Source organism: Xanthomonas sp. NCPPB 2933 (assembly GCF_056725225.1).
In genome coordinates this window covers 5,162,803-5,188,231 of sequence record NZ_CM161518.1, presented here as the reverse complement: position 1 = coordinate 5,188,231, position 25,429 = coordinate 5,162,803, and the positions used below count along the sequence as shown (strand labels likewise).

At 65.1% G+C, this 25,429-nt stretch carries 20 protein-coding genes and 1 riboswitch; of the genes, 8 read left to right on the top strand and 12 right to left on the bottom strand.

The window, feature by feature from the left end; all coding sequences use genetic code 11:
• Positions 1 to 251: 251 nt before the first annotated feature.
• The 3 genes from AC1PLU_RS21905 to AC1PLU_RS21895 are packed head-to-tail and all read left to right on the top strand — an operon-like array spanning position 252 to position 1,355.
• The gene (locus tag AC1PLU_RS21905; protein WP_481095680.1) at positions 252 to 686 is read left to right on the top strand and encodes a hypothetical protein; all 435 of its coding nucleotides are present in this window, start codon (positions 252 to 254) and stop codon (positions 684 to 686) included.
• Between the two features lie 11 nt (positions 687 to 697).
• Positions 698 to 1,147, top strand: coding sequence for a 3-dehydroquinate dehydratase (locus AC1PLU_RS21900; RefSeq protein WP_481095679.1), 450 nt, complete (start codon positions 698 to 700; stop codon positions 1,145 to 1,147).
• On the top strand, positions 1,128 to 1,355 hold the full coding sequence (locus AC1PLU_RS21895; protein WP_168957536.1) for a hypothetical protein: 228 nt from the start codon (positions 1,128 to 1,130) through the stop codon (positions 1,353 to 1,355). Before AC1PLU_RS21900 ends, AC1PLU_RS21895 begins: the two co-directional genes overlap by 20 nt.
• A gap of 98 nt (positions 1,356 to 1,453) precedes the next feature.
• Here AC1PLU_RS21895 and AC1PLU_RS21890 read toward each other — a convergent pair whose 3' ends face one another.
• Both AC1PLU_RS21890 and AC1PLU_RS21885 read right to left on the bottom strand, forming a co-directional pair.
• On the bottom strand, positions 1,454 to 3,184 hold the full coding sequence (locus AC1PLU_RS21890; protein WP_176341127.1) for an outer membrane protein assembly factor BamB family protein: 1,731 nt from the start codon (positions 3,182 to 3,184) through the stop codon (positions 1,454 to 1,456).
• Between the two features lie 491 nt (positions 3,185 to 3,675).
• The gene (locus AC1PLU_RS21885) at positions 3,676 to 4,260 is read right to left on the bottom strand and encodes a gluconokinase (protein WP_481095691.1); all 585 of its coding nucleotides are present in this window, start codon (positions 4,258 to 4,260) and stop codon (positions 3,676 to 3,678) included.
• Positions 4,261 to 4,418: 158 nt separating this feature from the next.
• Here AC1PLU_RS21885 and AC1PLU_RS21880 point away from each other — a divergent pair, with 158 nt between their 5' ends.
• The 3 genes from AC1PLU_RS21880 to AC1PLU_RS21870 all read left to right on the top strand — a co-directional run bounded on the left by AC1PLU_RS21880 (position 4,419) and on the right by AC1PLU_RS21870 (position 12,237).
• The gene (locus tag AC1PLU_RS21880; RefSeq protein WP_046932188.1) at positions 4,419 to 5,801 is read left to right on the top strand and encodes an MFS transporter; all 1,383 of its coding nucleotides are present in this window, start codon (positions 4,419 to 4,421) and stop codon (positions 5,799 to 5,801) included.
• A gap of 2 nt (positions 5,802 to 5,803) precedes the next feature.
• Positions 5,804 to 8,221, top strand: coding sequence for a GH36-type glycosyl hydrolase domain-containing protein (locus tag AC1PLU_RS21875; RefSeq protein ID WP_481095678.1), 2,418 nt, complete (start codon positions 5,804 to 5,806; stop codon positions 8,219 to 8,221).
• Positions 8,222 to 8,787: 566 nt separating this feature from the next.
• Entirely contained in the window at positions 8,788 to 12,237 is a 3,450-nt protein-coding gene (locus AC1PLU_RS21870; protein ID WP_176341129.1) for a hybrid sensor histidine kinase/response regulator, read from the top strand.
• Between the two features lie 181 nt (positions 12,238 to 12,418).
• Here the strand turns inward: AC1PLU_RS21870 and AC1PLU_RS21865 are convergent, their stop codons facing one another.
• The 4 genes from AC1PLU_RS21865 to AC1PLU_RS21850 all read right to left on the bottom strand — a co-directional run bounded on the left by AC1PLU_RS21865 (position 12,419) and on the right by AC1PLU_RS21850 (position 16,864).
• A complete protein-coding gene (locus AC1PLU_RS21865) occupies positions 12,419 to 13,003 on the bottom strand; it encodes a manganese efflux pump MntP (protein ID WP_481107220.1) in 585 nt (194 codons plus the stop codon).
• Between the two features lie 12 nt (positions 13,004 to 13,015).
• A riboswitch (yybP-ykoY riboswitch) is annotated at positions 13,016 to 13,178 on the bottom strand.
• Positions 13,179 to 13,293: 115 nt separating this feature from the next.
• Positions 13,294 to 14,802 (bottom strand): S41 family peptidase, encoded by a 1,509-nt coding sequence (locus AC1PLU_RS21860; RefSeq protein ID WP_481107219.1) that lies wholly within the window; start codon positions 14,800 to 14,802, stop codon positions 13,294 to 13,296.
• An 82-nt stretch (positions 14,803 to 14,884) separates the two neighbouring features.
• Positions 14,885 to 16,000, bottom strand: coding sequence for a helix-turn-helix domain-containing protein (locus AC1PLU_RS21855; protein ID WP_481108569.1), 1,116 nt, complete (start codon positions 15,998 to 16,000; stop codon positions 14,885 to 14,887).
• A gap of 114 nt (positions 16,001 to 16,114) precedes the next feature.
• Entirely contained in the window at positions 16,115 to 16,864 is a 750-nt protein-coding gene (locus tag AC1PLU_RS21850) for an IclR family transcriptional regulator (RefSeq protein WP_481107218.1), read from the bottom strand.
• Between the two features lie 180 nt (positions 16,865 to 17,044).
• Here AC1PLU_RS21850 and fucP point away from each other — a divergent pair, with 180 nt between their 5' ends.
• Positions 17,045 to 18,349, top strand: a complete 1,305-nt coding sequence (fucP, locus tag AC1PLU_RS21845) for an L-fucose:H+ symporter permease (RefSeq protein WP_481107217.1) — start codon at positions 17,045 to 17,047, stop codon at positions 18,347 to 18,349.
• The gene (locus AC1PLU_RS21840; RefSeq protein ID WP_481095735.1) at positions 18,346 to 18,714 is read left to right on the top strand and encodes an L-fucose mutarotase; all 369 of its coding nucleotides are present in this window, start codon (positions 18,346 to 18,348) and stop codon (positions 18,712 to 18,714) included. The genes fucP and AC1PLU_RS21840 overlap by 4 nt, the downstream gene beginning before the upstream one ends.
• A 673-nt stretch (positions 18,715 to 19,387) precedes the next feature.
• On the opposite strand, the gene AC1PLU_RS21835 is transcribed toward AC1PLU_RS21840, so the two are convergent.
• The 6 genes from AC1PLU_RS21835 to AC1PLU_RS21810 form a co-directional block, all read right to left on the bottom strand.
• Entirely contained in the window at positions 19,388 to 20,707 is a 1,320-nt protein-coding gene (locus tag AC1PLU_RS21835) for an L-fuconate dehydratase (RefSeq protein WP_481107216.1), read from the bottom strand.
• Positions 20,708 to 21,196: 489 nt separating this feature from the next.
• On the bottom strand, positions 21,197 to 22,054 hold the full coding sequence (locus tag AC1PLU_RS21830; RefSeq protein ID WP_481107215.1) for a fumarylacetoacetate hydrolase family protein: 858 nt from the start codon (positions 22,052 to 22,054) through the stop codon (positions 21,197 to 21,199).
• Positions 22,055 to 22,222: 168 nt separating this feature from the next.
• Positions 22,223 to 22,993 (bottom strand): SDR family oxidoreductase, encoded by a 771-nt coding sequence (locus AC1PLU_RS21825; protein ID WP_162498286.1) that lies wholly within the window; start codon positions 22,991 to 22,993, stop codon positions 22,223 to 22,225.
• Complete coding sequence (locus tag AC1PLU_RS21820) at positions 22,990 to 23,862, bottom strand: amidohydrolase family protein (RefSeq protein WP_481107214.1); 873 nt, start codon at positions 23,860 to 23,862, stop codon at positions 22,990 to 22,992. Before AC1PLU_RS21820 ends, AC1PLU_RS21825 begins: the two co-directional genes overlap by 4 nt.
• On the bottom strand, positions 23,859 to 24,908 hold the full coding sequence (locus AC1PLU_RS21815) for an aldo/keto reductase (protein ID WP_481107213.1): 1,050 nt from the start codon (positions 24,906 to 24,908) through the stop codon (positions 23,859 to 23,861). Before AC1PLU_RS21815 ends, AC1PLU_RS21820 begins: the two co-directional genes overlap by 4 nt.
• Before the next feature lie 315 nt (positions 24,909 to 25,223).
• Positions 25,224 to 25,427 (bottom strand): hypothetical protein, encoded by a 204-nt coding sequence (locus tag AC1PLU_RS21810; RefSeq protein ID WP_023905662.1) that lies wholly within the window; start codon positions 25,425 to 25,427, stop codon positions 25,224 to 25,226.
• Between the last annotated feature and the right edge of the window lie 2 nt (positions 25,428 to 25,429).

Below are 25,429 nucleotides of genomic sequence, written 5' to 3'. Positions count from 1 at the left end.
GCAACTGCTGACCTCGTGAAGCCGGCTAAAGGCGGTATGCCAGGTGTTGGTTTGCACGGTTCGGGTGTCGCTAGGAAGTGATGCCCGACAGTTCATGTGTGAGCGGGTCTGCCTCGAGTTATTACGCGTTACCGTTCTTGGGCATGGCATTACGCACTCTTTATGCCGGGACACCAAGGCGCGGATAGTGCCTTTATGCCCGGCAGATCTACCTTGGCACTCCCGCACAGTGGTGCGTTGAGTCGAACACGATGTGTATCCTGATTTTGCGTGGTCCGCAGGCCGATCCGGCGCAATTGGCGCCGCTGCAGCTGCCCGAGTGTGCCGGCCGTGCGTTGCGTACGCTGGCATGTGCCGATGTAGATAGTTTGATCGCTGGGTTGCATGCGGCTGGTGGCGATGCCGAGGTGGAGCTGGTGTTGCTGGATTCGGGCGATCTGCCGCCATCCGAGCGTGCGCAGGTGCATGCAAAGGCATTGCGCGCGGCACTGGATGCGCTGCCCACGCCCTATATCGAACTGCATACCGATGCGGCGCAGGAGCTGGAGCCCTGGCTGCATCCGCAGCATGCGCCGTTGGCGGTGGTGATCACGCCGCACGATGCGCCGCGTGCGTATGCGATGTCGCTCGGTATTGCCGCGCGCTGTCTGCCGTCTGTACACGCGCCGTTGCGCGTTGCCGCCTGAGGGAAACCGACATGTCGATCATGATCGTGCGTGGGCCGGAGGCAGCGATGCCGTTGGCGCGTGGTCCGCAGCCGTTGCCGCGTGCCGTGATCCGGCAATTGGTGGCGTGCGCGGGGGATGCGGGCAAGACGGTGGCCTTGCGTGCTTGCGGGTCGGAGCAGGAGCTGCTGGATGCCTTGCGTGTGGCCGGTCAGGCGCGGATGGAAATCGCGTTGATCGATCCGGGCAGTTGCGTGGACAGCGTGCGCTTGCATCGCGTGCTCAGCGCGCTGCCATATCCATTTGTGGAAACCCACGACGATAGCGTGGACCGACCGGAGCGATGCCTGCCGGAAGGGTTCGGGCAACGCATTGCGACGGTACGCGGCTACTGTGCGCAGAGCTATCTGCTCGGGCTGGAGATCGCGTTGGAACATCTGGGCTGCACGGAGATCCAGGGCGATGTCCACGTCGGTACCTGAGCTGCGCCAGCTGCATTATTTCGCCGACTACGAGGGCTATTGCGACGGTCGGCCGGTGCTGTGGGGGCAACTTGCCCACAGCGTGGACGTGCCTGCCGATGGCGTGCTGGATGCCGCCGGGCTGGTGTGTGCGTTGCGCCGCCGTGCGGCCGAGGCGCACGGGCTGGAAGCGGGGCAGATCCGCTTATGTCAGGTCACGCGGCTGTAGCGGCGTGTCCCCGCCACACACAACGACGCCACCCGAAGGTGGCGCCGTTGTTCTGCCGTGACTAGGCGTCATTCAACGCAATTCACGTGTGTTGACGCTTACTTGGCCGCGCTGCTGTCCGGCACGAACTTGATCAGCTGGTTGCTGGTTGCAGCAGTGCCGAAGTTGAAGCGGCCGTAGCCGGCGCCCCAGTAAAGCGCGCCGTTCGCAATCGCGGGCGAGCTGATCACCGAGCCGGCAGCGTCGTAGTTCCACAGCGTGGCGCCGGTGTCGGTGTCGAGCGCGACCATGTTGCCGGCCATCGAACCGGCATAGAGCAGGTTCGGCGACACCGTCAGCGAGCCCTGGCCGCCGGCCGGCACGGTCGGGTTCACGCGGTTGATGCCGGGCACCTTGACCTGCCACTTGATCTTGCCGGTCGCGGCATCCAGCGCCGCCCACGAACCGCCATTGTGACGTTCGGTATTGGCCGGCCCCAGCGTGTAGCTGGCATTGGAGCTGTTGTTGATGGCCACATAGACCTGCGACTTGTACGGGTCGAACGCGGTGCCCCATTCGACGCCGCCGGTGGTGCCGCCCGGGCCGACCTGGGTCGACCACACCTTGGCCCCGGTCTTGGCGTCGAAGGCCCAGTAGATGCCGCTCTTCTGCCCGGCGCCGATCAACTGCTGCGGCTTACCGTCGCGCCACACGGTGAACAGCTGAACGCCGGCACCGCCGAAGTCGTAATCGGGACCGGTGAGGTTGGTTGCCTGGGTGTTCGGGCACAGGCCATTGGTGGGCGCGACGATGCAGGACAGATTCCATGCGTCGTAGCCCTGCGCGCGATTGGCCCAAACCAGCTTGCCGGTGTCCAGGTTCAGCGAGATCACCGAGTCGACGTAGTTGTCCGGCGCCATGCAATCGAGCTCGTCCTGCACGGTGAGTTCGCTGCCGCGGTAGGAGCGCGCGTTGGACACGCAATTACCCACGCTGGCGGGAATGTTGTAGTTGTTGCCGGTGCCAAAATACAGGCGGCGGCTGATCGGATCGATCGCCACCTGGCCCCACACCGATGCGCCGGTGTAGCCATCGGGCACGTTGTAGAACTGCCACAACTTCTTGCCGGTGTTCAGATCCAGTGCCACCACGCTGCCGCGGAAGCTGAAGGTGTGGGTCGCGTCGAGATTGCCCCAGTCGCCGGAGGACACGGGCACGTAAATACGGTTGCCGTAGATGACCGGCGAAGAGGTGATGCGCGCCTGCGGGTTGGCTTCGACGGTGCTCGACCACAACAGCTTGCCGGTCTTCTTGTCGATCGCCAGCACGGTGCCGGCAGCCTGGTCGCCGACGATGATGCTCTTGGCGCTGATGGCCGGCGTATTACGCGTCACAGAGTTGGCATTGCCGGTGTAGTCGGACAGCTTGGCCTGCCAGTTCGGCTTGCCGGTCTGGGTGTCGACGCTATACAGCGTGCCGCCCCAGTCGGGGACGTAGAGCGTTCCACCTTCCACGCTCGGCGTGGCCGAGATGTCGCCGGTGGTGGTCAAGGTCCATGCGGGCTTGAGTGTCTTGGCGGTGGTGCGATTGATCTTCCACTCGCCCGGTGCGAAGCGCGAGTTGAAATAGCCGCCACCAGCGCTGGGCCAGCTGCTGGGGCTTGCGAACGGAAGGTCGTTGCCGAAGCTGCGCCAGACCTGGCCGGAGCGCGCGAACGCCTGGGCATCCAGGGACGACACCGACTGTTGTGCGGTTGCGGGGCTGGACTGGGCGAAAGCCACTGCGCTGGCAAGCAGGCAGGGAACGAGCGTCAAACTGCGAAATCGCAAGCGGCGAATAGAGTTGGTCATCACGGCATGTCCATTGATGGAAGGAAGCGCTGGATCCCCCCGGATCTGCCGACTGAAGATGGCCGATTGTGGTGACCGTGCAACACAGGCGCGCCGCCGCATTCACGCAACGGTCGGGTCTGTTTGCATCTGGTGTCACCAGCTCGAAAAAATTGCGTTCACCGTGTTCGGTATTCGCACAAATGGTGATGATTCATCACTATTTGCGCGTACTGCGATAGGAAAAATGATTCGTCGAGGCGATTGGTATTTCCATACAGAACAGCGGTCTGCAAAAAGTTACCAGGAAATTTTGCGCCACCTTGTGAGGTGGATCACTGGACGAACTAAAGCCCCTCTCCTGCGGGAGAGGGGTTGGGGTGAGGGTACGGGGCGAAGCCACTCGGGAGCCTGGATTGCGAGGCTTCGCACGTACCCTCATCCGCCCCTTCGGAGCACCTTCTCCCGGAGGGAGAAGGGAATAGGCGGGCGCGGCTGCGTCACCTGGCGCGTCATGCACTTTGAGGTGAGTGTGCCGCTGTGTGCACTGCCGCGGGAGCGATCAGCGCCAGCTGCGCGATCGCATCCTGTACTACCTCCGGTACCGTTGCGTCCACATCCACCGACACCACGTCCGCTTCGTCCAGTGGCAGTTCCAAGGTCTGCAATTGACTCTCCAGCAGGCTGGGCGGCATGAAGTGGCCGGCGCGTGCGCTCAGGCGCGCAGCGATGACGTGCGGGGCCGCATGCAGGAACACAAAACGCATCGGCACGCCGCTGCGGCGCAGCAATTGACGGTGGGTACCGCGCAAGCCCGAGAACGCCAACACCACCGATTCGCCGGCATGCACACAGTCGCGCAAGGTGGCAGAGAGCAACTCCACCCACGGCAAACGCATCGCATCGGTGAGCGGTTGGCCGGTGGCCATCTGCGCGCGTGCGGCTACGCTGTGATAGTCGTCGGCATCCAGAAAACGATAGCCGTAGTGCGCTGCCAGGGCCTGGGCAATGGTGGTCTTGCCGCTGCCCGAAACACCCATGACGACGATGGCCAGGGGCGAAGCGGACGCGGGTGTGTGAGTTGCGGCGTTGTCCATCACGTCAGGTTATATCTCCGGATCGATTCGGCATGTTGCCGGATTTCACGTTGGCGGCAGCCGATGCGTGGTGTAGCGTCGGCGCTCCTCGCCAGGTGAGCGGGCCGCCCAGCGTAACGGCGCGCTCGGCCGGGTTCAACGCACTCCAAGGCCAGCCGATGACGTCATCACCTGCAACGTCTCCTGCATCGGCGCGCCTGCGCTGGCGCGAAAAACTGGGCTACGGCGGCGGCGATCTGGGCCTGAATCTTTACTGGGCCAACATCTCCGCGTTCTTGCTGATTTTCTACACTGACACCATGCATCTGCCGGCGGCGGCAGTGGGCACCATGATTTTGCTGACCAAGATTGCCGATGCGATTGCCGATCCGGCGATGGGCGCATTGGCCGACCGCACGCGCAGCCGCTGGGGCAAATTCCGCCCGTATCTGTTGTGGGGCGCAGTGCCGATGGCGGTGACCGGCGTGCTCGCCTACACCACGCCTGCGCTGGATCAGAATGGGCGCATGTGGTGGGCCACGATCAGCTTTCTGGTGATGATGCTGGCCTATACGGTGGTGAGCATTCCGTACTCGGCATTGTCGGGCGTGATTACCGCCGACAGCAGCCAGCGCACCAGTCTGATCAGCCTGCGTTTTATCGCCGCGTTCGCCGGCACCACCTTGGTCAATTACTGCACGCTGGATCTGGTGGCCTGGTTCGGTGCCGGCAACGATGCGCTGGGATGGCAACGCACGATGATGCTGTACGGCGCGGTGGCGGTGGCCTTGTTCGTCACAGTGGCCTTGACCACGCGCGAGCGCGTGCAACCGCCGCCGCAACAACGCACGCCCGTGCGCCAGGACATTGCCGATTTGCTGCAGAACAAGCCGTGGTGCGTGCTGTTCGTGCTGTCGCTGATCATCATGATCACGATTGTCATGCGCGGTGGTGCCGGCGTGTACTACCTCAAGTACTACGTGCAGCGGCCGGAGTTGACCGGGCTGTTTCTTGGTGGGTATTCGGTTGCGTTGGCGGTGGGTGCGGGCATCACCCCGTTGCTGACCCGGCACTGGGACAAACGCCGGCTGATGACCACGCTGATGGCGGTCGTTGGCGTGTTGAGTTGCCTGATGTTTTTCATTCCCGCCGATGCGGTGTGGGCGATCTTTGCGCTGAACATGTTGATCGGTCTGGCACTGGGACCCAAATCGCCGCTGGCATTCTCGATGTATGCCGACACCGCCGACTACACCGAGTGGCGTACCGGCCGCCGTGCGACCGCGATGACCTTCGCGGCAGCCACGTTTTCGCAGAAGCTGGGCGGCGCATTGGCATCGGCCGGCATCGCCTGGGTGCTGGCCGGCATGGGCTATGTGGCCAACAGCGCGCAGTCTGCCGGTTCGCTGACCGGCATCGTGCTGCTGCTGACGGTGATCCCCGGCGCGGTCGCGTTGCTGGCGGCCTGGACCATGCGTTTCTATCCGCTCGATGATGGCTTGTTGAGTCGCATCCAGCACGAACTGGCCGCGCGCAAGCGCGACGAACAGGAGCATCGCTGACCGTGTCTGCAACGTCCATGGCCGATTCCGAAACAACCTCCAACGCCGAAGATCTTTCCACGTTGATGGCGCCCAGCGCCGACGGCGCGCGTTATGCGCTCTACAGCCCCACCGCGATGCCGAACGCGGGCGGATTTTTGTGGAACCGCCGCATGATGTTGCAGCTGACCTGCCGTGGTTATGCCACCGGGCAGTTCATGCAACCGGAGCCGGCCAAATATGCGCATGCGCCGCTGCTGGAAGCGCGCAATTTCATGATGCCCGAGCAACCGTACTACGCGCATCACCCCGGGCGCTTCTTCTACCTCAAGGACGAAGAGACCGGCGCGCTGTGTTCGGTGCCGCACGAACCGGTGCGCGCGTCGCCGGAGCAGTTCGAGTTTTCTGCCGGCAAGCACGATGTGCGTTGGCGTGTGCGCCACGATGGCATCGTGGTGGAGCTGTGCGTGGCGTTGCCCACCGACGATGCGGTGGAGCTGTGGGAATGCCGCGTGCATAACCAGTCCGGGCGTGCGCGCCGGCTCAGCCTGTATCCCTACTTTCCGATCGGCTACATGTCGTGGATGCATCAGAGCGGCGCTTATGAGCCGGCACTGGGCGGCATCGTCTGCCGCAGCGTGGCGCCGTATCAGAAGGTGGATGATTACTTTCGCCAACGCGATTTCAAGGACTGCACCTTCCTGCTGCACGAGCAGCCGCCGGTGGCCTGGGATGCGCAGCAGATGGCGTTCGAAGGCGAGGGAGGCCTGCATGCGCCCTCGGCCATCCAGGCCGAGCAGCTGGGCAACAGCGATGCGCACTACGAAAACCCGGCAGCTGCGTTGCAATATCGCCTCACGCTGAAAGCCGATGAAGCAAGCCTGTATCGCTTCGCATTCGGCCCGGCCAAGGACGATGCGGAAATCGCCACGTTGCGTACGCGTTATCTGTCCGAAGCAGGCTTCGCTGCAGCCGCGCGCGAGTACGCGCAGTATCTGCAAGGAGGGCGGGGCTGCGCGCAGATCGCCACGCCCGATCCGGCGTTGGACAACCTGGTCAATCACTGGCTGCCGCGGCAGGTGTTCTACCACGGCGACGTCAATCGCCTGACCACCGATCCGCAGACGCGCAACTATCTGCAGGACCACATGGGCATGGCGTATCTGCAGCCGGCCACTGCGCGCGCGGCGTTATTGCACGCGCTCTCGCAGCAGGAACCCAGCGGGGCGATGCCGGACGGCATTCTGCTGGTGGAAGGCGCCGAGCTGAAATACATCAACCAAGTGCCGCATACCGATCACTGCGTGTGGTTGCCGATCTTCCTGAGCGCGTATTTGGCCGAAACCGGCGATGCCAGTGTGCTTGATGAGCTGGTGCGCACACACGACGGACACGCGCTCAGCGTGGCCGAGCGCCTGGATGCGGCGATGCAGTGGTTGCTGGATGCACGCGATGGGCGGGGTTTGAGTTTCATCGCGCAAGGCGATTGGTGCGACCCGATGAACATGGTCGGTTGGCGCGGTAAAGGCGTGTCCGGCTGGCTCACCGTGGCCACCGCGTATGCGCTGCGGTTGTGGTCGGGCATCTGCGCCGCGCAGGGGCGCACTGCGCAGGCGGAGACATTTTCGCAGGCAGTGCAGACGGTCAACGCCGATGCCAATCGCGAATTATGGGACGGCAACTGGTACGCACGCGGCATCACCGACGATGGTGTGCGCTTCGGTATCGCCGAGGATGTGGAGGGGCGCATCTATCTCAATCCGCAAAGCTTTGCGCTGCTGGCCGGCACTGCGGATACGGCGCAGCGCGAGGCGTTGTTGGAGGCTGTGCGCGAACAGCTGCACACGCCATACGGGCCAATGATGCTGGCGCCGGCCTATACGCAGATGCGCGATGACGTAGGCCGGTTGACGCAGAAGTGGCCGGGCGCGGCGGAGAATGGCGCGGTCTACAACCACGCGGTCGCGTTCTATCTCTATAGCCTGTACCAGATCGGCGAGGCCGATCGCGCGTGGGAGATTCTGCGCGCGATGTTGCCGGGCCCCACGCGCGAGGACGCGCTGCAACGCGGTCACTTGCCGGTGTCGCTGCCCAACTACTATCGCGGTGCGTGGCACCAATACCCGCGTACGGCCGGGCGTTCGAGCCAGCTGTTCAATACCGGCACGGTGGCCTGGGTGTATCGCTGCGTGCTGGAAGGTTTGTTCGGCCTGGTCGGCGAGGGCGACGCACTGGCGATCCGCCCGCAGCTGCCTTCGCATTGGCCGCACGCGCAGGTGACGCGCCAGTTCCGTGGCGCGCAGTTCGAGGTGACGCTGACGCGTGAGCCGGGGCGCCACGACATCGAGGTACTGGTGGACGGCAAAGCCTGCCCGGATCAGCGCGTTTACAACATCGTGTCTGGTCGCACGTATCAGGTGCAGGTGCGCCTGCCTGGCTAGAAGCGGCTAACAAACCGTAGCGAACGCTCGTTTGGGGATGAGCGCAGTGGTTTTAATAGCCGCATCTTGTTGGATACAGTCAAACGCCTGGGTGGTCGAGGGCGTGGTGTCCTCACCGCTCGCGGGACACGCCGTGAATCCGTCCGTGGAGGCTCGGTGGCGGCATCCATGCCGCCACACGGTCCCGCAATCGGTGAGGACACCGCACCAGAGAGTTGGTCGGTCGCCGGGTAAAAAACTGAGCGTCTCGCAAGTTGCGTGGGCTTGCCGGTGCGGGTTGTAGAACGACACGATAGCTAGCCAATTAGAAGCACCTCATGCATGGCTTGCAGCCACACACACCGACCATCCCGACTGGTCCTTGCCCGCCCACCGTCGCGGGACCTTACGCGGCATGGATGCCGCGTAAGAGCCTACATGGACGTACTTGCGGCGTGTCCCGCGATGGTGGGCGGGCAAGGGCCCTGCAGCCAAGCCGCAGATCAGCCGCCCTGCAGCGAAACCCCCAATCCCCAATCCCCACTGCGTAAACTCCCAGGCTCGCACCGCACCGCCTAGGACACCCATTGGTCTCGAGCTGGATCCTGCTGCTGGTCTCCGTCGGCTATGCCGCGCTGCTGTTTGGCGTGGCGTGGTGGGGCGACCGCCGTCCGCTGTACCCGGAGCGGCCGTGGCTGCGCCCCGCGGTCTACAGCCTGGCGCTGGCGGTGTACTGCTCGTCGTGGACCTTCTACGGTGCGGTGGGTTCGGCGGTGCGCAACGGCATCGGCTATCTGCCGATCTACCTGGGCCCGCTGCTGTTGCTGCTGTTCGGCTGGCGCATCATCGAGCGTCTGGCGCTGATCGCCCGCGCCGAAAATACCGTCTCCATCGCCGATTTCATTTCCTCGCGCTACGGCCGCTCGCGGCGGCTGGCCGCGTTGGTGGCGGTGATCGCGCTGGTCGGCATCGTTCCGTATCTGGCGCTGCAGTACAAAGCGGTGGCGATGAGCCTGGAAGTGCTGACCGGGCATAGCAGCGCCGGGCGCGGCATCTTCGCCGACCCGGCCTTGTACGTGGCGCTGTTGATGGCGCTGTTTGCGACCTTGTTCGGCACCCGCCAGGTCGATGCCACCGAGCACCATCGCGGCATGATGCTGGCGATCGCGCTGGAGTCGGTGATCAAGTTGATCGCCATCGTTGCGGTGGGGTTGTTCGCCTGGGTGTGGCTGAGCGACCACCAGGTGCCCATCGCCGAGTCGGCGCGTACCTTGTTCGAACACACGCCGTCGGTGGGGTTCATTTCGCAAACCTTGCTGAGCTTTCTGGCGGTGATCTGCCTGCCGCGCCAGTTCCATGTGGCGGTGGTGGAATGCAGCGATGTGGGCGACATCCGTCGCGCACGCTGGTTGTTCGGCGCCTATCTGGTGATCATCTCGGCGATGGTCGTGCCGATCGCCTCGGCCGGCGTGGCCTTGTTCGGCAAGGGCAGCGCGGTGGCCGACGATGCGATGGTGCTGGCATTGCCGCTGAGCCAGGGCAATACCGTGCTGGCGTTGGTGGCGTACGTGGGCGGGTTTTCGGCGGCCACCGGCATGGTGATCGTGGCCAGCATCGCGTTGGCCACCATGGTCAGCAATGACCTGGTGATGCCGGTGCTGCTGCGCCGCCGTGGCAGCGCCGATGCGCGCGCGGCAGTGGCCTCGCGGGTGCTGTGGATCCGTCGCGTCGCCATCCTGCTGTTGGCGCTGGTTGCCTATGGCTATCACCGCAGCGTGGCCAACGACACCACCTTGGCGGCCTATGGCCTGATGGCATTCGCGGCGGTGGCGCAGTTCGCGCCGGGGGTGATCGGCGGGCTGTATTGGCGCGGCGCCAGCCGCAAGGGCGTGGAGACCGGCATGGTGCTGGGCTTTGCGACCTGGATCTACACGCTGCTGCTGCCGGCCGCCACGCGTGCGGGCTGGTTGCAGCCGGAGTGGCTGGTGGACGGCCCGTTCGGCATCGCCTGGCTGCAGCCGCAGCAACTGTTCGGCATGCGTGGCTGGGACCCGCTGGCGCATGGCACGTTCTGGTCGCTGCTGATCAACGTCGGCGCGATGATGCTGGTGTCGGCGCGCTGGCGTCCGGGTGTGGACGAACGCTTGCGCGCGGCGCCGTTCCTGGACCCGTATGCGCAGCGTCCGGCGGTGGCCGGCGATTGGCCAGGCCATGTACGCGTGGCCGATCTGCAGGCGCTGGCCGAGCGTGTGGTGGGCGAACGGCATGCGCACCGCGCCTTTGTCGACCAGGCGGTGCTGCTGGAACGCGAGTTGCAACCCACCGTGGTGGCCGATCGCGCCTGGGTGCAGTTTACCGAGCGTCTCCTGGCCGCTTCTATCGGCGCCGCCTCCGCGCGCCTGGTGCTGACCAGTCTGTTGCGCGGCTCGGGCATGGAGCTGGGCGAGGTGGTGGCGGTGCTGGACGAAGCCGGCCAGGAGCTGCGCTTCAATCGCGAAATCCTCTCCACCACGCTGGAAAACATCAGCGCGGCGGTCAGCGTGGTCGACCCGGAAATGCGCCTGACCGCGTGGAATCGGCGCTACCAGCAGCTGTTCGGGTATCCGGACGGCATGTTGTACGTCGGCCGCCCGGTGGCGGATCTGATCCGTTACAACGCCGAGCGCGGCGAGTTAGGCGAGGGCGATACCGAAGACCAGATCGATCGCCGCATCCGCCACATGCGCGCCGGCTCACCGCATGTGTTCGAGCGCACCCGCAGCGACGGCAAGGTGATCGAAATGCGCGGCCAGGCGCTGCCGGGCGGCGGCTATGTCACCAGCTACAACGACATCACAGACTACAAACGCGCTGAGCGCGCGCTGCTGGACGCCAACGAAAACCTGGAACAACGCGTGGCCGACCGTTCGCGTGAGGCCGAGCTGGCGCAGCAATCCAAGACGCGCTTTCTGGCCGCGATCAGCCACGACGTGTTGCAGCCGCTCAATGCCGCACGCCTGTTCGCTTCGGCCTTGCGCGAGAGCCATCAGAACAACGAAGAACAACGCCATCTGGCCGAGCGTGTGGATGCCTCGCTGCGTGCGGCCGAGGAACTGCTCGATGGCCTGCTCGACGTCTCGCGGCTGGATGCCGGCGGCTTGAGGCCCACCGTCGAGGACTTTGATGCCAGCGCGCTGATGCACGAGCTGGCCGCGCAGTACGCACCGGTGGCGTCCAGCCGCGGCCTGCAGTTGCAGGTGCATAGCCGCGCATTGTGGGTGCGCAGCGACCGCCGCCTGCTGCGCCGGGTGATGCAGAACTTCCTTGCCAACGCGCTGCGTTACACACGCCAGGGCCGCATCGTGCTGGGCATGCGCGGGCGCGGCGAGCAGGTGGAATTGCAGGTGTGGGACACCGGCCCGGGTATTCCCGAACACCATATGCGGCAGATCTTCGAAGAGTTCCGTCGCTACCAGCAGCCCTTCGATTGGGGCGAGCAGGGCTTGGGGCTGGGTCTGTCGATCTGCCAACGCATCTCGCGTCTGCTCGATCACGATCTGAGTGCGCGCAGCCAGGTCGGCCGCGGCAGCATGTTTTCAATCCTGTTGCCGCGCGTGGCCGCGGTGCCGCTGCCGCCCGTGGTGCCGGTGATTGCGGTGCGGCCGTTGCCTAGCGGCGATTCGCTGGCGGGCCTGCGCGTGCTGTGCGTGGACAACGACCGCGAAATTCTCGACGGCATGTGCGCACTGCTCGGCCGCTGGCAAGTGGAAGTGATCACCGCCAGCACCGTGGACCAGGCGCTGGAGCGCGCGCGCGAACAACCGGACCTGATGCTGGTGGATTACCACCTGCACGACCGGCTCGATGGCCTGGACACGCTGGACGCGGTGCAGGCCGCCGCAACTGCGCCGATCGCCGGCGCACTGCTTACTGCCGATGGCCGCGACGAACTCAAGCAACTCGCGCGTGCGCGTGGCTATCGGTTGCTGACCAAGCCGGTGAAGCCGGCATCGTTGCGTGCGTTCTTGAGCGCGCATCACGATGCGAAAAAGCGCTGAGCCAGCGCATCGCGTGCAGCGCCGCGATATGTAGGGATACACGCGGCATTGTAAAAATGCGGCATGCCTCTCGGGCGGATAGCAAGGCCATGCAGCGTAGGAGCGCGCTTGCGCGCGATGGGGCGTTATCGATGATGCTTCATCGCGCGCAAGCGCGCTCCTGCGAACAGCTGACCTGCGCTTACGCAGCGCCGCTCAGGTGTTCGTACAGGATCACGCTGCCGACGATCACCAGAATCAAACCACCGAGAATCTCGGCGCGTTTGCCGATCAGGTTGCCGAGCACGCGGCCCAGCATGACGCCTGCGGTGACCATGCTGAAGGTGCACAGCCCGACCACCAACGCCACCACGCCGATATGCACGTCGAGAAACGCCAGGCTTACGCCGACCGCCATCGCATCGATGCTGGTGGCAAAACCGGTGGTGGCCAAGGCCAGCAATCCATGCCGTTTCGGCGTGTCGGAAGACGCCTCGTCCACATCGTCCGGTTCCTGGCGCAGCCCGGCCACGATCATGTGCGTGCCCAATGCGCCGAGCAGTACAAAGGCGATCCAGTGATCATAGGCAGACACATAGCTGGAGGCGGCACGCCCCAGCAGCCAGCCGATCACCGGGGTGATCGCCTCGATGCAACCGAAGATCAGCCCGGCGCGTAGCGCATCGCGCCACTGCGGCTTGCGCATCGCTGCGCCCTTGCCGATCGCTGCAGCAAACGCATCGGTCGACATTGCGAAACCGATCAACACAATGGAAAAAGGGGACATCGACATTCTCGGGTTGGGCACGATCGCAACGACATGCGCCCGCGCCAACCGTTGTTGTGCACGCATGCCGCTGGTCTCGCCAAACCGAAATTGGTTGCCTGCACCACGGCGCGAGGGCCGAGTATGTTGATGCAGGCGCTTCCGACGATGCAGAAGCAGGCTACTCCCCAAGGGGCGCGCAGTGTACCAACGCATGGCCGCGTTCGGTGCGCCTGCACTGCACGCGAAGGTCGGTCTGATCTTTATAGCCGTGGCTATGCGAGAGCTCTGCGGTGTACCTGCGGCTGCGCTTAAGGCGTGCGCAGCAAGGTGCTGACGGCGTCCATTTCGACATCCCTGCCGTGTTGCAGATCTTGCGCGGTGATGGTTACCTGCACGTCGGGCAACACGCCGCGATCTGGTTGTGCGCTGGTTGGAAACTGTCCGACCAGCGGTAGGTCCACTTCGATCTGCGAGTTGGGCAAGTGCAGGAAAAAGAACGCGCTGCCATTGGTGCCGCGCAGATTTCCGCCGGTGGGCTGGCCGACCAGGGTGGCCAACCCACTGCGCTGCACTCGCTGCGCGAACGCGAATGTGGCCGAGCTGTTTCCCGGGCCGATCAGCACAAACACCTTGCCGTCGAAGGGCGGCGCATGCGGTGTCGTGCGGGCTTGCGCATCTGCATCGGATGCAGGGTTGAGCGTGTAAAAACGCGCGTCGTAGGCAACCGCACGCGTGCCCCAGTCGCGAAAGGACGTGTCCCAGGTGGTGACGTACGCCGCCAGCGCGTCGGGCAGGCGCCGGTAGCGCACCAGCGTGCGTATCTGCGGCGCCGCTATCTCACGTGCGGACAGATACCCAAGCAAGGCGCTGCCCACATCCAGCCCGCCCTCGTTGCCGCGTAGATCGATCACCAACGCTGGAATCTTGCGGTCGGCCAATGTGGCGAAGCTGCGTGCCAAAAATGCCTGCCAGTCCCAGTCACTGTCGTACACCGCCCAGGTCGGCATCTGCAGCACCGCCACGCCGGGTGTTGCCAGGTCCAGACGCCATGGCGGTGCTGCACTGTCGTCGCTGCGCGTGGGAATCATCGCGCGGCGTTGCGCCGCACTGAGGCCGTGGACGCGCACTTCGCGTTCCTTCGCCGCCCCTGGCCCGCGCACGCGCAGCAACGGGTCAGCCGAAAGTTGCGGAAACAGCAGCGGCAGGTAAACGTCGAAGGCTTCGATGCGCGCGAATCCTTGTACTTCCATCTGGGCGATACGCTTGCCGTCGTTGCTGCCGTCGGCGCGCGCCACGCTCATCAGCGCGGCCAGGATCTGCGCCGGGGCAATGCCATCGATCGCCAGCACTTCCGTGCCGGGCACCAGGCTGGGCTGATCGGAGCCGTTGCGGCTGATGACCATCCGGCCCTGCAGCCAGCGGAAGTGGAAGGGCAACTGCCTGTCGTTGTCGAACAAGGCGTGCCGGACCGGTTCGGGTTGATTGAGGAAATTGGGAAAGCTATGGCCGCAGCGCACGCTGGCGGTCAGGCGAGAGATGGCCAGGTAGGTCTGAGCGAGCGTTGCGCCGTTTTCGAGTTCGGCACGCAAGGCATCGAAGCGCTGCGTGATTTCCTGTTCGGTGGAGTAGCGGTACAGACCCGGATGCAGCGCGACATAGGCGCGTTGCAATACATCGATATCGGCGAGCAGCGCCGGGCCTGCGAGCGGGCTGTCGCTGCGCAGCGTTGATGGCGGCGTTGCGGCCCCGCCGGCGCACGGTAACCAGATCGACAGCAGGATCAGCGACATAACGAGATGGCGCAGGCGCGGTGACATGGCGATTCCTTGTGTGAGAAGCCGCCAGCATGGTCAGGGGTGCCTTGGCAGACGACTCAAACACGCAATCGCTGAGCGATTTTCAAGCGATGCGACGTTGCGTGCGCCGGTAGTCGCTGGGTGTGCAGCCGGCACAGGCGCGAAACACCCTGTTGAAGCTGGCCTTGGAGCCGAAGCCGACCGCCAATGCGATGTCGAGGATGTCCTGATCGCTGCCCAGCAGGCGCTGCGCTTCGGCGATGCGCAGCGTGTTGAGGAACGTGCTGAAGGTCTGTCCCAGCCCCTCGTTGAGCGCGCGCGAAAGATAATTGCTGTTGGTGCCCAGGCGCCGCGCCAGCTCGGGCAGGCTGAGGTCCGGCTCGCGCCACCAGCCGTGCGCGGTGACTTGCGCTGCGACCTGTTGCCCCAGCGCGTGCCAGTCCTTGTCCTGGACGGGAGCGGGCGCTGGTTCGCCTGCTCGGTCTGCTGGCGCATCGTGTGGCAGCACCGCATCGCGTGGCGGATAGTCGACCCTGGCGTGGCGCCAGCCTTCCAGACCCAGGTAGTAGATCAGCGCGGCGGTGGCCAGATAGCGCGGAAACTCATCGACGTAGGACAGCCGATGCCACAGCCGGTCGCTGGCGGTGAAGCCCAGCCGCAACAGCACCAGCAACACGGCGGCCAGCAGAAAGCCGCGCAGCCACGGCAGCCGCAGTTCCTCGCGCGCGCCGCTGTGATGTTCCAGCCAGCGTTGATAGGCAAGGTATTCGCGCCAGGCCAGCAGCAGATAGAACGCCAGCGAGGCCAGCACCAGCGCGTCCTGTAGCGGCGCGATCCAGGGCACATGGATGGCAGCGTTCCAGGCCCATTTGCGTTGCAGCGGCCAGGTGAACAGCCACGTGTAGTAACCGCCCTGCAGCAGCGCCGGCAGCAGATGCAGCGCCCAACGAGGCGGCAAGTGCTGACGCGCCAGTTGGCGGACGTAGAGCCATAGCAGCGGCCCGATGGCCAGCTCCCAGAAGAACGGTGCGTAGGTCAGGCCCGGGTAGGCATCGTAGGCGCCGGCATAGCCGAGCGTGTAGGGCGTGATCAGGGCGACCACCACCAGCAGCAGTGCGGCAAGGCAGCGGTTGGCGATGCGATTGACCGGGGCTAGCAGCAACAGGCTGGCGCCGAGCACGCCATGCGCGCTGCCGAGCAGCAGGATGGTGCTCCACATCCCGAACTTGATGCTGGACATGCGATCCCGCTTGGTCGATCGCGCCGAGTATAGGGGCGATCGGCGGCGGCCCGGGCGCAGGTGCGTTACGCGCGGCGCTCCGCTCCTGCGCGACTAGTGCAGCCCGCTGGAAATCTCTGCCGTGGCCGCACACAAGGCCTGCAATGCCGCTTGCGGGCCAACCAGCTCAGGGCGCCGTTCGATGAAGGGCACCGTGAGCGTGTAGGTGGCGCTGCCGCGTTGCAGGATCGGCGCGGTCAGATCGACCACGCCCACCACCGCTTCGCTGGGCTGCATGGCGTAGCCATCGCTGCGCGCCTGCGCGGCGGCAGCCAGGAACTGCGCGCGCTCGAACGGCACCTCGCTGGCATCGAGCATCTCCAGCCAGCGTGCCTGCACCTCCGGCTGCTGGAAGGCGTACAGCACCAGCCCGGAGCTGGAATGCGTCAACGGGCGGCGATGCCCCGGGCGTACCACCAGGCCCAGATCGCTGGGCACGTCCATCTGCGCGATCACCACGATCTGGTCGCCAGAGGGCGCCACCAGGTGGCAGGGCTGATAGATCGCATCGGCCAGTCGCCGCATCACCGGCAACGCCGCTTCGCTGATGCTCTGCACCTGCGGCTGCTGCATGCCGAGCATGAACAGACGGTTGGTCAGCACATAGTCGCTTTCGCCGTCGCGGGTGAGATAGCCGCGCTCCTCCAGCACCTGCAGCATGCGGAAGATTTCCCCGCGCGAGCGGCCGATGCCCTGCGAGATCGCGCCCATGCTCATCGGCTGCGCCTGGCGGGCGAGCAGCTCGAGGATGTCCAGCCCCTTGTCCAGGGCGGGCGCGCGGTACTTGGCGGGTTCGGTGCTCATCCGTTTGCGGCTCCAGGCAAGGCTGCGGCGCGCCAGGGTACAGGCATCGCGGGCAGGGGTGAGGTATGGCACGTGCGTGCAAATATAAACAAAGATTTTATATTTGCATGGCGCTGGCGTGCGCAGTACGCTCGCCGCACAGCAACGCAAGCGCCACAGCCTTGGGAGGGGATCGGTCGCATGCATCACAGTGACATTGCCGCGTCACCGCGCGGCAACCTGGCGCGTACCGCCATGGTTCCCCTGTTGTTGATCGTCAGCCTGTTCTTTTTGTGGGGCATGGCCAACAACCTCAACGACATCCTGATCAAGCAGTTCAAGAAGGCGTTCGAGCTGTCCGACCTGCAGGCCGGGCTGGTCCAGAGCGCCTTCTACATGGGCTACTTCGTGTTCGCGATGCCGGCGGCGATGTTCATGCGTCGCTACAGCTACAAGGCCGCGGTGGTGCTCGGGCTGCTGCTGTATGCGTGCGGCGCGTTCCTGTTCTATCCGGCTGCGCAGGTGCATACCTACTGGCTGTTCCTGCTGGCCCTGTTCGTGATCGCCAGCGGCCTGGCGTTTCTGGAGACCACCGCCAACCCGCTGGTGACCGTGCTCGGCCCGGCAGAGGGCGCGGCGCGGCGGCTGAATCTTGCGCAGGCGTTCAACCCCCTGGGCTCGATCACCGGCGTGCTGGTCGGCCAGCACTTCATCTTCTCCGGCGTGGAGCACAGCCCGGCCGAGCTGGCCGCGATGACGCCGGCCGCGCGCGCGGCGTTCTTCGCCACCGAATCGTCTGCAGTGCAGACGCCGTATCTGGTGATCGGCGTGGTGGTGGTGCTGTGGGCGATCCTGATCGCGCTGGTGCGCTTTCCCACCGGCGATGCGGGTGTGGGCGAGGCGGCGCCCAAACGCGCGCGCTTTGGCGAGTTGTTGCGTAACCGGCTATTCGTGTTTTCGGTGGTGGCGCAGTTCTTCTACGTGGGCGCGCAGGTCGGCATCTGGAGCTATCTGATCCGCTATCTGCAGGACGCGGTGCCGGGCACGCCGGAAAAAACCGCAGCCACGTATCTGACCATCTCGCTGGTGCTGTTCATGGCTGGCCGCTTCATCGGCACCGCGCTGCTGCGCTATCTGGCGCCGGCGAAGTTGCTGGCGAGTTTTGCCACGATCAATCTGGTCTTGTGTGCGGTGGCGATTGCGCTGCCCGGTTGGACCGGCTTGTACGCCTTGGTCGCGGCCAGCGTGTTCATGTCGGTGATGTTCCCGACCATCTTTGCGCTGGGCCTGGATGGCATGCACGACGACGCACGCAAGCTGGGTTCGTCGCTGTTGGTGATGTCGATCATCGGCGGTGCGCTGCTCACTGCGGTGATGGGCGCGGTGTCTGACATGGCCGGTATCCATTGGGCGATGGTGGTGCCGGGCGGCTGCTTTGCGGTGATCCTGTTGTTCGCGTTGCGCGCGCGTCGCGCTGCGCCGGTGATTGCTGGGGCAGGCGCATGAGTGTGCGGCGTCTGTGCTACGTGCTGGATCTGCACGACGATCCGCAGTTGATCGCCGAGTACGAGCGCTGGCATCAACCGACCCAGGTGTGGCCGGAAGTGGTGGCGTCGTTGCGCCAGGCGGGGATCCTGGAGCTGGAGATCTTTCGCAGCGGCGATCGCTTGGTGATGTTGATGGAAGTTGGCGACGATTACGATCCGGCGGCCAAGGCGGCGCGGGATGCGAGTGATCCGCGGATTCAAGCCTGGGAAGAGCTGATGTGGCGGTTTCAAAAGCCGTTGTCTGGCAGTGCGCCGGGGGAAAAGTGGCGCGAGGCCGGGCGGATTTTTGCGTTGAGTGAGGCGGTTGGTGTGGGGCGGGGTTAGGTTTCGCCCAGTCTGTTTCTGCGGATGTGTTGACTCCGCAGTAGAGCGTTGGTCTTGCGTCTCTTTGCCGCTGCTGTGCTGGTGCGGCGCATCGAAACAGGGTGTTTTCTTGCGTCTTTTGATAGATGCCGTCAGAAGCCCAGGTCAAAGGCTGAGTGGTCGAGGGCGCGGTGCCCTCACCGCTTGCGGGACACGCCGCAAGTACGTCCATGTAGGCTCGGTGGCGGCATCCATGCCGCCACACGGTCCCGCAAGCGGCGAGGACACCGCACCAGAGAGTTTGCAGGTTGCTTTGTTTAGAGCCTGCTCGTTGCTCGGCCTTCGTTGGGAATCGGTGCGCGGTTATCAGAACAACGCACCTCATGCCCGCTTGCAACCATGCACACCGACCATCTCCACTGGTCCTTGCCCGCCCACCGTCGCGGGACCTTACGCGGCATGGATGCCGCGTAAGAGCTTACACGGACGTACTTGCAGCGTGTCCTGCGATGGTGGGCGGGCAAGGACCCTGCAGCCAGGCAGCAGATCAGCCGTCCGCACGCCCTGGCGACTGCTCGCTACGTGTTGTTAGCCACTCTAAAAACGGCTTCAGTCGCGATCAGGCAATCGAGAGAGCCCATCGCGGCTGAAGCCGCTCCTACAGTGGATGCAGTTGGTTGTGCGGCGTGTTCGATTACGCCTTGGCCGCCGCCAGATCTTCGACCCAGAAGCGGCCGTCGGGGTAGCTGAACTTTGCGATGGAGGCAGGGTGCATTTCGGCGGAGAAGCCGGCGGCTTGCGGGGCCAGATAGCGGCCGTGCTGGATGCGCACCGGGTCCAGGAAATGCTGGTGCAGGTGGTCGACGAATTCGATGGCGCGGTCTTCCATCTTGCCGGTGATGGCGACGAAGTCGGCCATGGCCAGGTGTTGCACCAGTTCGCACAGGCCGACGCCGCCGGCGTGCGGGAAGACGCGGATGTTGAACTTGGCGGCCAGCAGCAGGACGGCGAGGTTTTCGTTGACGCCGCCGACGCGCGCGGCGTCGATCTGGATCAGGTCCACCGCACCGGCCTGCAGCAGCTGCTTGAACACCACCCGGTTCTGGGTGTGTTCGCCGGTGGAAACCGGCACCGGGGTGATGCCCTGGCGGATCGCGGCGTGGCCGAGCACATCGTCCGGGCTGGTGGGTTCCTCGATCCAGGCGATGTCGAATTCGGCCAGCTGGCGCATCCAGTCGATCGCCGGGCCCACATCCCAACGCTGATTGGCGTCCACCGCCATGGCGATGTCCGGGCCAATCGCCTCACGCGCCAGGCGGCAACGGCGGATGTCGTCCTGCACGTTGGCGCCGACCTTGAGCTTGATGGTGCGGAAGCCGTCGGCCACCGCTTCCTTGGCCAGCCGCACCAGCTTCTCGTCGGAGTAGCCGAGCCAGCCAGGCGAGGTGGTGTAGGCGGGGTAGCCCTGTTCGATCAGCGTGGCGATGCGTTGCGCGCGCTGCGGTTGTGCATCGCGCAGGATCGCCAGCGCTTCGTCGCGGGTGAGCGCGTCGGTGAGGTAGCGGAAGTCGATGGTGTCGACCAACTGCTCCGGGCTGAGCTCGGCAATAAAGCGCCACAGCGGCTTTTTCGCCGCGCGTGCGGCCAGATCCCAGGCGGCGTTGATCACCGCGCCGATCGCCATATGCATCACGCCCTTTTCCGGGCCCAGCCAGCGCAGCTGCGAATCGTTGGTAAGCAGGCGGGCGAACGCGCCCAGATCGGCGATGACGTCTTCCACGCGCAGGCCGACCACATGTTCGGCCAGTGCAGCCACGGCGGCGGTCTGCACATCGTTGCCGCGGCCGATGGTGAACACCAGACCGTAACCGGCCAGGTCGTCCGGTGCATCGGTGCGCAGCACGACATACGCGGCTGAGTAATCCGGATCCGGATTCATCGCATCCGACCCATCGAGCTCGCGCGAGGTGGGGAAGCGGACGTCGTGGGTATCGAGGGCGATGATGGTGCTCATGGAGGTCCTGGGCGATGGAAACGGGAATAAAACGTGCGAAATAAAACGGAAACGGAGAACGGAAACGGAGACGGTCGCCAGAGCCCCTCTCCCTCCGGGAGAGGGGTTGGGGTGAGGGTACGAACGCGCAGCGCCGGAAGTGTTGAAGCGCTGCAGTGCCACATGCGTTTGCAACACAGATCGGCAAATCACTAAAACGATTAACGACGCATCGATATCAGCACGCTACAGCGCTTAGTCATTCAACGCGCAGCCGCACCGCAGAAAAAATTACGCATGACGCATCAACACAAGCGCCGACACGTCACGTCTAACAACAACGGGTGACAGCGCGACGAATTGTTCGGATACGTCGCTACGTACCCTCACCCCAACCCCTCTCCCGAGGGGAGAGGGGCTTTAGGTTGCGTCGTGCAGAGGCATTACCACCTGCGTTGAGCGCAACTTGGCACGCAATGCGACCAAAATCCTGAAAAGGGAAAGGGGGCTTTAGGCCGCATCACGCGGATGCGCCACCACCGGCTGGCGCTGGCGACCCAGGCCTTCGATCTCCAGCTCCATCACGTCGCCTGGTTTCAGATACACCGGCGGCTTTTGGCCCAGGCCCACACCCGGCGGGGTGCCGGTGCTGATCACATCGCCCGGCATCAGCGTCATGTAACGGCTGATGTGGCTGACCAGTTCGGCCACGCCGAACACCATCGTGCGGGTGCTGCCGTTCTGGTAGCGGTGGCCGTTGACCTCCAGCCACATCGACAGGTTCTGCGGGTCGGCGATTTCATCGCGGGTGACCAGCCACGGGCCGATCGGGCCGAAGGTGTCGGCGCTCTTGCCCTTGACCCACTGGCCGCCGTGTTCGAGCTGGAACTCGCGCTCGGACAGGTCGTTGATCACCGCATAGCCAGCCACATGGTTCAGCGCTTCGTCCACCGAGACATCGCGCGCCACATCGCCGATCACCACGCCCAGTTCCACTTCCCAGTCGCTCTTGACCGAGCCGCGCGGGATGATCACGGTGTCGTTGGGGCCGCTCACCGCGGTGGTGGCCTTCATGAACAGGATCGGCATCTTGGGCACGTCCATGCCCGATTCGGCGGCATGGTCGGCGTAGTTCAGACCGACGCAGATGAACTTGCCGATCTGCCCGACGGCCGCGCCGTAGCGCACGTCGCCTTCGATCAGCGGCAGCGTTGCGACATCCAGCGCGCGTAACTTGTCCAGACCGGCATTAGTGATGTGCTCGCCGGCCACATCATCGATCACGCCGCTCAAATCGCGGATACGGCCTTCGTTATCGATCAAGCCGGGACGTTCCTGGCCGGGGGAGCCAACGCGTACGAGTTTCATGCAGTCTTCCTTTGCAGGTGAGGAATGGAGCGGCTAGCAAACCTAGCGCGCGTGCATCGGGTGGGTAAGGACGGCGTGCTCAAATCAAAGCGGACGAGCGATACAGAGCGCATCTGGCACTGGCCGCGCCCACGTTGCAGTGAACAGCACAGCGATGCGCTGCCGCGTTCAGTTGGACCAGCCGCCATCGATGATGTGGGTCTGGCCGGTGGTGAACGAGGACTCGTCCGAGGCCAGATACACCACCAGTTGCGCGATCTCGCGCGGGTCGCCCAGGCGGCCCATCGGCTGGCGGTCGGTGAAGCTCTTCCACACCGCCTGTTCGTCGCCGCCCAGTGCTTGCACGCGCTGGCCCAGCGACGGCGTCTTGATGGTGCCCGGGCAGATCGCGTTGCAACGCACGCCCTGCGCCACGTAATCGGCCGCGATGGCCTTGCTCAGGCCGATCACGGCGGCCTTGGTCACGCCGTAGACGAAGCGGTTCGGCACGCCCTTGATGCTGGAGGCGACCGAGGACATGTTGATGATGCTGCCGCGGCCGCGCTCGAGCATGCCCGGCAGTACCGCCTTGCAGGTGTAGTACATCGCATCGACGTTGATCGAAAACGAGCGGCGCCAGGCCGGCTCGTCGCAATCGAGAATGCTGCCCTGGTGCACGAAGCCGGCGCAGTTGAACAACACATCGAACGGGCCGTGCGCCGCGACCAGTGCGGCAATCGCCGAGGCATCGGTGACATCCAGCAGCTGGGTGGTGATGGCCTCCGATTCGGCCGCCAGCGCTTGCAAGGCGGCGGCATCGATATCGGTGGCGATCACCTGGGCACCGGCGCGTGCGCAGGCCAGCGCGCTTTCGCGGCCGATGCCGGCGCCGGCGGCGGTGATCAGGCAGCGCTTGCCATGCAGGCGGTCGTTGGGAGTTGTAGAGATCGAGACAGTCATACCGAAGAGATTCCGTGGGTGGGGGCCGCCGGCCGTGGCAGACGATAGAACGTGCGTGCGTTGTCGCCGAACACCGCTGCGGCGTGGCCGCTGGCGTGTTTGGCGACCAGGTGCTTTGCGATCTCGACCCACTGCGCGTAATCGGCGCGCTGGGTCAGCACCGGCCAGTCGCTGCCCCATAGCAGGCGTTGCGGGCCGAAGCGTGCGAACAGATGGCCGACATACGGCTCCAGCGCCTCCACGCCGGCGCCGCGCGCCGCTTCGGTGAGCAGGCCGGAGAGCTTGCAGTGCACAGTGGGATGCTGCGCCAACGCGGCCATGCCGGCCGCCCAGGCAACGAATTCGCCCGCAGCGATCTGCGGCTTGCCGCCGTGATCGACGACCACGCGCAGGTCCGGATGGCGCTTCAGGCGCGTTTGCAGCCCCGGCACATGCACGCTGCGGATCAAGGCGTCGAACGCCAGGTCGTGCGCGAGCAATGCGTCGAAGGCGGCATCCAGGTCGGGCTGGGCAAGCCATTGCACGTCGGCGATGTCCTGCACCATCGGGCGCAGGCCCTTGAGCACACCGCCGCCGTCGTGCACCAGCGCGGCGATGCGCGCGGCGGCATCGGGCGCGGCGAAATCGACCCAACCGACTACGCCGGCAATACGCGCATCGGCGCGCGCCAGCTCGAACAGGTAACGGGTTTCGGCCTCGGTCGCGGCGGCCTGTACCACCACCACGCTCTCAATATCGGCGGCGTCCAGCGCCTGGCCGATATCGGCTGGGCCGAAGTCGCGATACAGCGGCGCCAGTTCGGGCGTGAGCCAGTGGTAATCGCCACGGGCCAGCTGCCAGAAATGCAGGTGCGCGTCGATGCGGCTCATGGCGTGGGCAGCTCCGCAGTGAGCAGGCCATCATCGCGCAGGCGTTGCCACAGTGCTGGCGGGATCGGCGCATGCAGGCGCGCGGCGGCCGATTGCACCTCGGCCACGGTGCGCATGCCGGCCACCACGGTGGTCACTGCCGGATGCGCCAGCGGGAACTGCAGCGCCACCGCACCGATATCCACATCGAACGCCGCGCAGGCCGCATACAGGCGCTGCGCGTGCTGCAAGGTGGCAGTATCGACAGGCGCGTAGTTGTAGGTCGCGCCGGGGCCGCGCGCGTCGCTGAGCAGGCCAGAGCTGTACGGGCCGGCCGACAGGATCGCCACGTTGCGTTGCTGCGCCTGCTCGAGCAGCGCGCGCGCGCCGTGTTGTTCCAGCAGTGTGTAGCGGCCGGCCAGCATCACGCAGTCGAGCGGGAAGCGTGGCAACACCTCCAGTGCCACCTCCTGCTCGTTGACGCCCAGCCCGATCGCCCCGCAGGCACCGGCCGCCTTCAACTCCGCCATCGCCGGCAAGGCCTCCTCCAAGGCCTGGCGCAGCACGTTGGCGTGGTTGTCGCCGTGGGTCAGCGCGCCGATGTCGTGCAGCAGCAGCACGTCGATGTAATCGGTGCCCAGGCGCTCCAGGCTCGAGGCGAACGCGCGCCGCACGCCGTCGCCGCTGTAGTCGAACGCGGCGCGGCGGCCGGCCACCGCAAAGCCGTCACGGCCGGCAGCGGCTTGCGCATCGTCGTAAATGCAGCGCCCGACCTTGGTCGACAGCGTGTAGGCAGCGCGCGGCACACCGGCCAGGCCATGGCCCAGCCGCGTCTCGCTCAACCCATAGCCGTAATAAGGCGCGCTGTCGAAATGGCGGATACCTGCCTCGAACGCGCCGGCCACTGCAGCCAGTGCGTCGCCCTCGTCGACTTCGGTGTACAGATTGCCGATCGGTGCGGCGCCAAAGCCCAGCGCCGAGAGCTGCACGTCGGTGCTGCCTAACCGCTTTCGCACAACGCTCACGCGCAACGCTCCGCAGGGTTTGCGATGGTCAGGCAGGCGCATACGGAATCTGGAAAGCAGCAGCTGGGCATCGCGACGTCCACCAGCCGGCCGGTGCCGGGCTGTTCGCATATGAATATCGCAATCATAAGTGAACAGATCACGCTGCAGTGCAGCATAACGGCGGGTGTTGGTTCAGCGCGTCGGTCCTGCCCAAGGCCCAAGTTGGCCTGGCACAACCGCGGTCTGCGGCACGCAGTGATGCTGGCAAGCAAACGGCGGGGCCCGAGGGCCCCGCCGTGAACCTAGTGGCTAATAAACGTAGCGAGCACCTGCCGCGACCGCCTGGCCGCTGCTCAGTGGTTTTGATCGCCGCTCTTAACCGCAGCAGTAGCAGACGTTGCCTTGTCCCAAATCGCCGCCGAACTCCGGACACTCCGCCTTGCAGGCCCATGCACTACACGATTCGGTTTTCGGCTGTGCGTTATCGACTGCCATCACCTGGAACGCACCGAAACCGGTGCTGGCCAGAAACGTCGCCGCCATCAACGCACTCCGCAAAGTTACCCAACGCTTCTTCATGC

What these genes read in the sequence shown, in the direction of transcription:
- AC1PLU_RS21860 (WP_481107219.1), bottom strand. Translation starts at nt 14,802, where the DNA reads ATGTCACCGCGCCTGCGCCATCTCGTTATGTCGCTGATCCTGCTGTCG.
- AC1PLU_RS21830 (WP_481107215.1), bottom strand. Translation starts at nt 22,054, where the DNA reads ATGAAACTCGTACGCGTTGGCTCCCCCGGCCAGGAACGTCCCGGCTTG.
- AC1PLU_RS21900 (WP_481095679.1), top strand. Translation starts at nt 698, where the DNA reads ATGTCGATCATGATCGTGCGTGGGCCGGAGGCAGCGATGCCGTTGGCG.
- AC1PLU_RS21810 (WP_023905662.1), bottom strand. Translation starts at nt 25,427, where the DNA reads ATGAAGAAGCGTTGGGTAACTTTGCGGAGTGCGTTGATGGCGGCGACG.
- AC1PLU_RS21890 (WP_176341127.1), bottom strand. Translation starts at nt 3,184, where the DNA reads ATGACCAACTCTATTCGCCGCTTGCGATTTCGCAGTTTGACGCTCGTT.
- AC1PLU_RS21880 (WP_046932188.1), top strand. Translation starts at nt 4,419, where the DNA reads ATGACGTCATCACCTGCAACGTCTCCTGCATCGGCGCGCCTGCGCTGG.
- AC1PLU_RS21905 (WP_481095680.1), top strand. Translation starts at nt 252, where the DNA reads ATGTGTATCCTGATTTTGCGTGGTCCGCAGGCCGATCCGGCGCAATTG.
- AC1PLU_RS21855 (WP_481108569.1), bottom strand. Translation starts at nt 16,000, where the DNA reads ATGTGGAGCACCATCCTGCTGCTCGGCAGCGCGCATGGCGTGCTCGGC.
- AC1PLU_RS21835 (WP_481107216.1), bottom strand. Translation starts at nt 20,707, where the DNA reads ATGAGCACCATCATCGCCCTCGATACCCACGACGTCCGCTTCCCCACC.
- AC1PLU_RS21815 (WP_481107213.1), bottom strand. Translation starts at nt 24,908, where the DNA reads ATGCGCCTGCCTGACCATCGCAAACCCTGCGGAGCGTTGCGCGTGAGC.
- AC1PLU_RS21895 (WP_168957536.1), top strand. Translation starts at nt 1,128, where the DNA reads ATGTCCACGTCGGTACCTGAGCTGCGCCAGCTGCATTATTTCGCCGAC.
- AC1PLU_RS21865 (WP_481107220.1), bottom strand. Translation starts at nt 13,003, where the DNA reads ATGTCCCCTTTTTCCATTGTGTTGATCGGTTTCGCAATGTCGACCGAT.
- AC1PLU_RS21850 (WP_481107218.1), bottom strand. Translation starts at nt 16,864, where the DNA reads ATGAGCACCGAACCCGCCAAGTACCGCGCGCCCGCCCTGGACAAGGGG.
- AC1PLU_RS21825 (WP_162498286.1), bottom strand. Translation starts at nt 22,993, where the DNA reads ATGACTGTCTCGATCTCTACAACTCCCAACGACCGCCTGCATGGCAAG.
- AC1PLU_RS21840 (WP_481095735.1), top strand. Translation starts at nt 18,346, where the DNA reads ATGAGTGTGCGGCGTCTGTGCTACGTGCTGGATCTGCACGACGATCCG.
- fucP (WP_481107217.1), top strand. Translation starts at nt 17,045, where the DNA reads ATGCATCACAGTGACATTGCCGCGTCACCGCGCGGCAACCTGGCGCGT.
- AC1PLU_RS21885 (WP_481095691.1), bottom strand. Translation starts at nt 4,260, where the DNA reads ATGGACAACGCCGCAACTCACACACCCGCGTCCGCTTCGCCCCTGGCC.
- AC1PLU_RS21820 (WP_481107214.1), bottom strand. Translation starts at nt 23,862, where the DNA reads ATGAGCCGCATCGACGCGCACCTGCATTTCTGGCAGCTGGCCCGTGGC.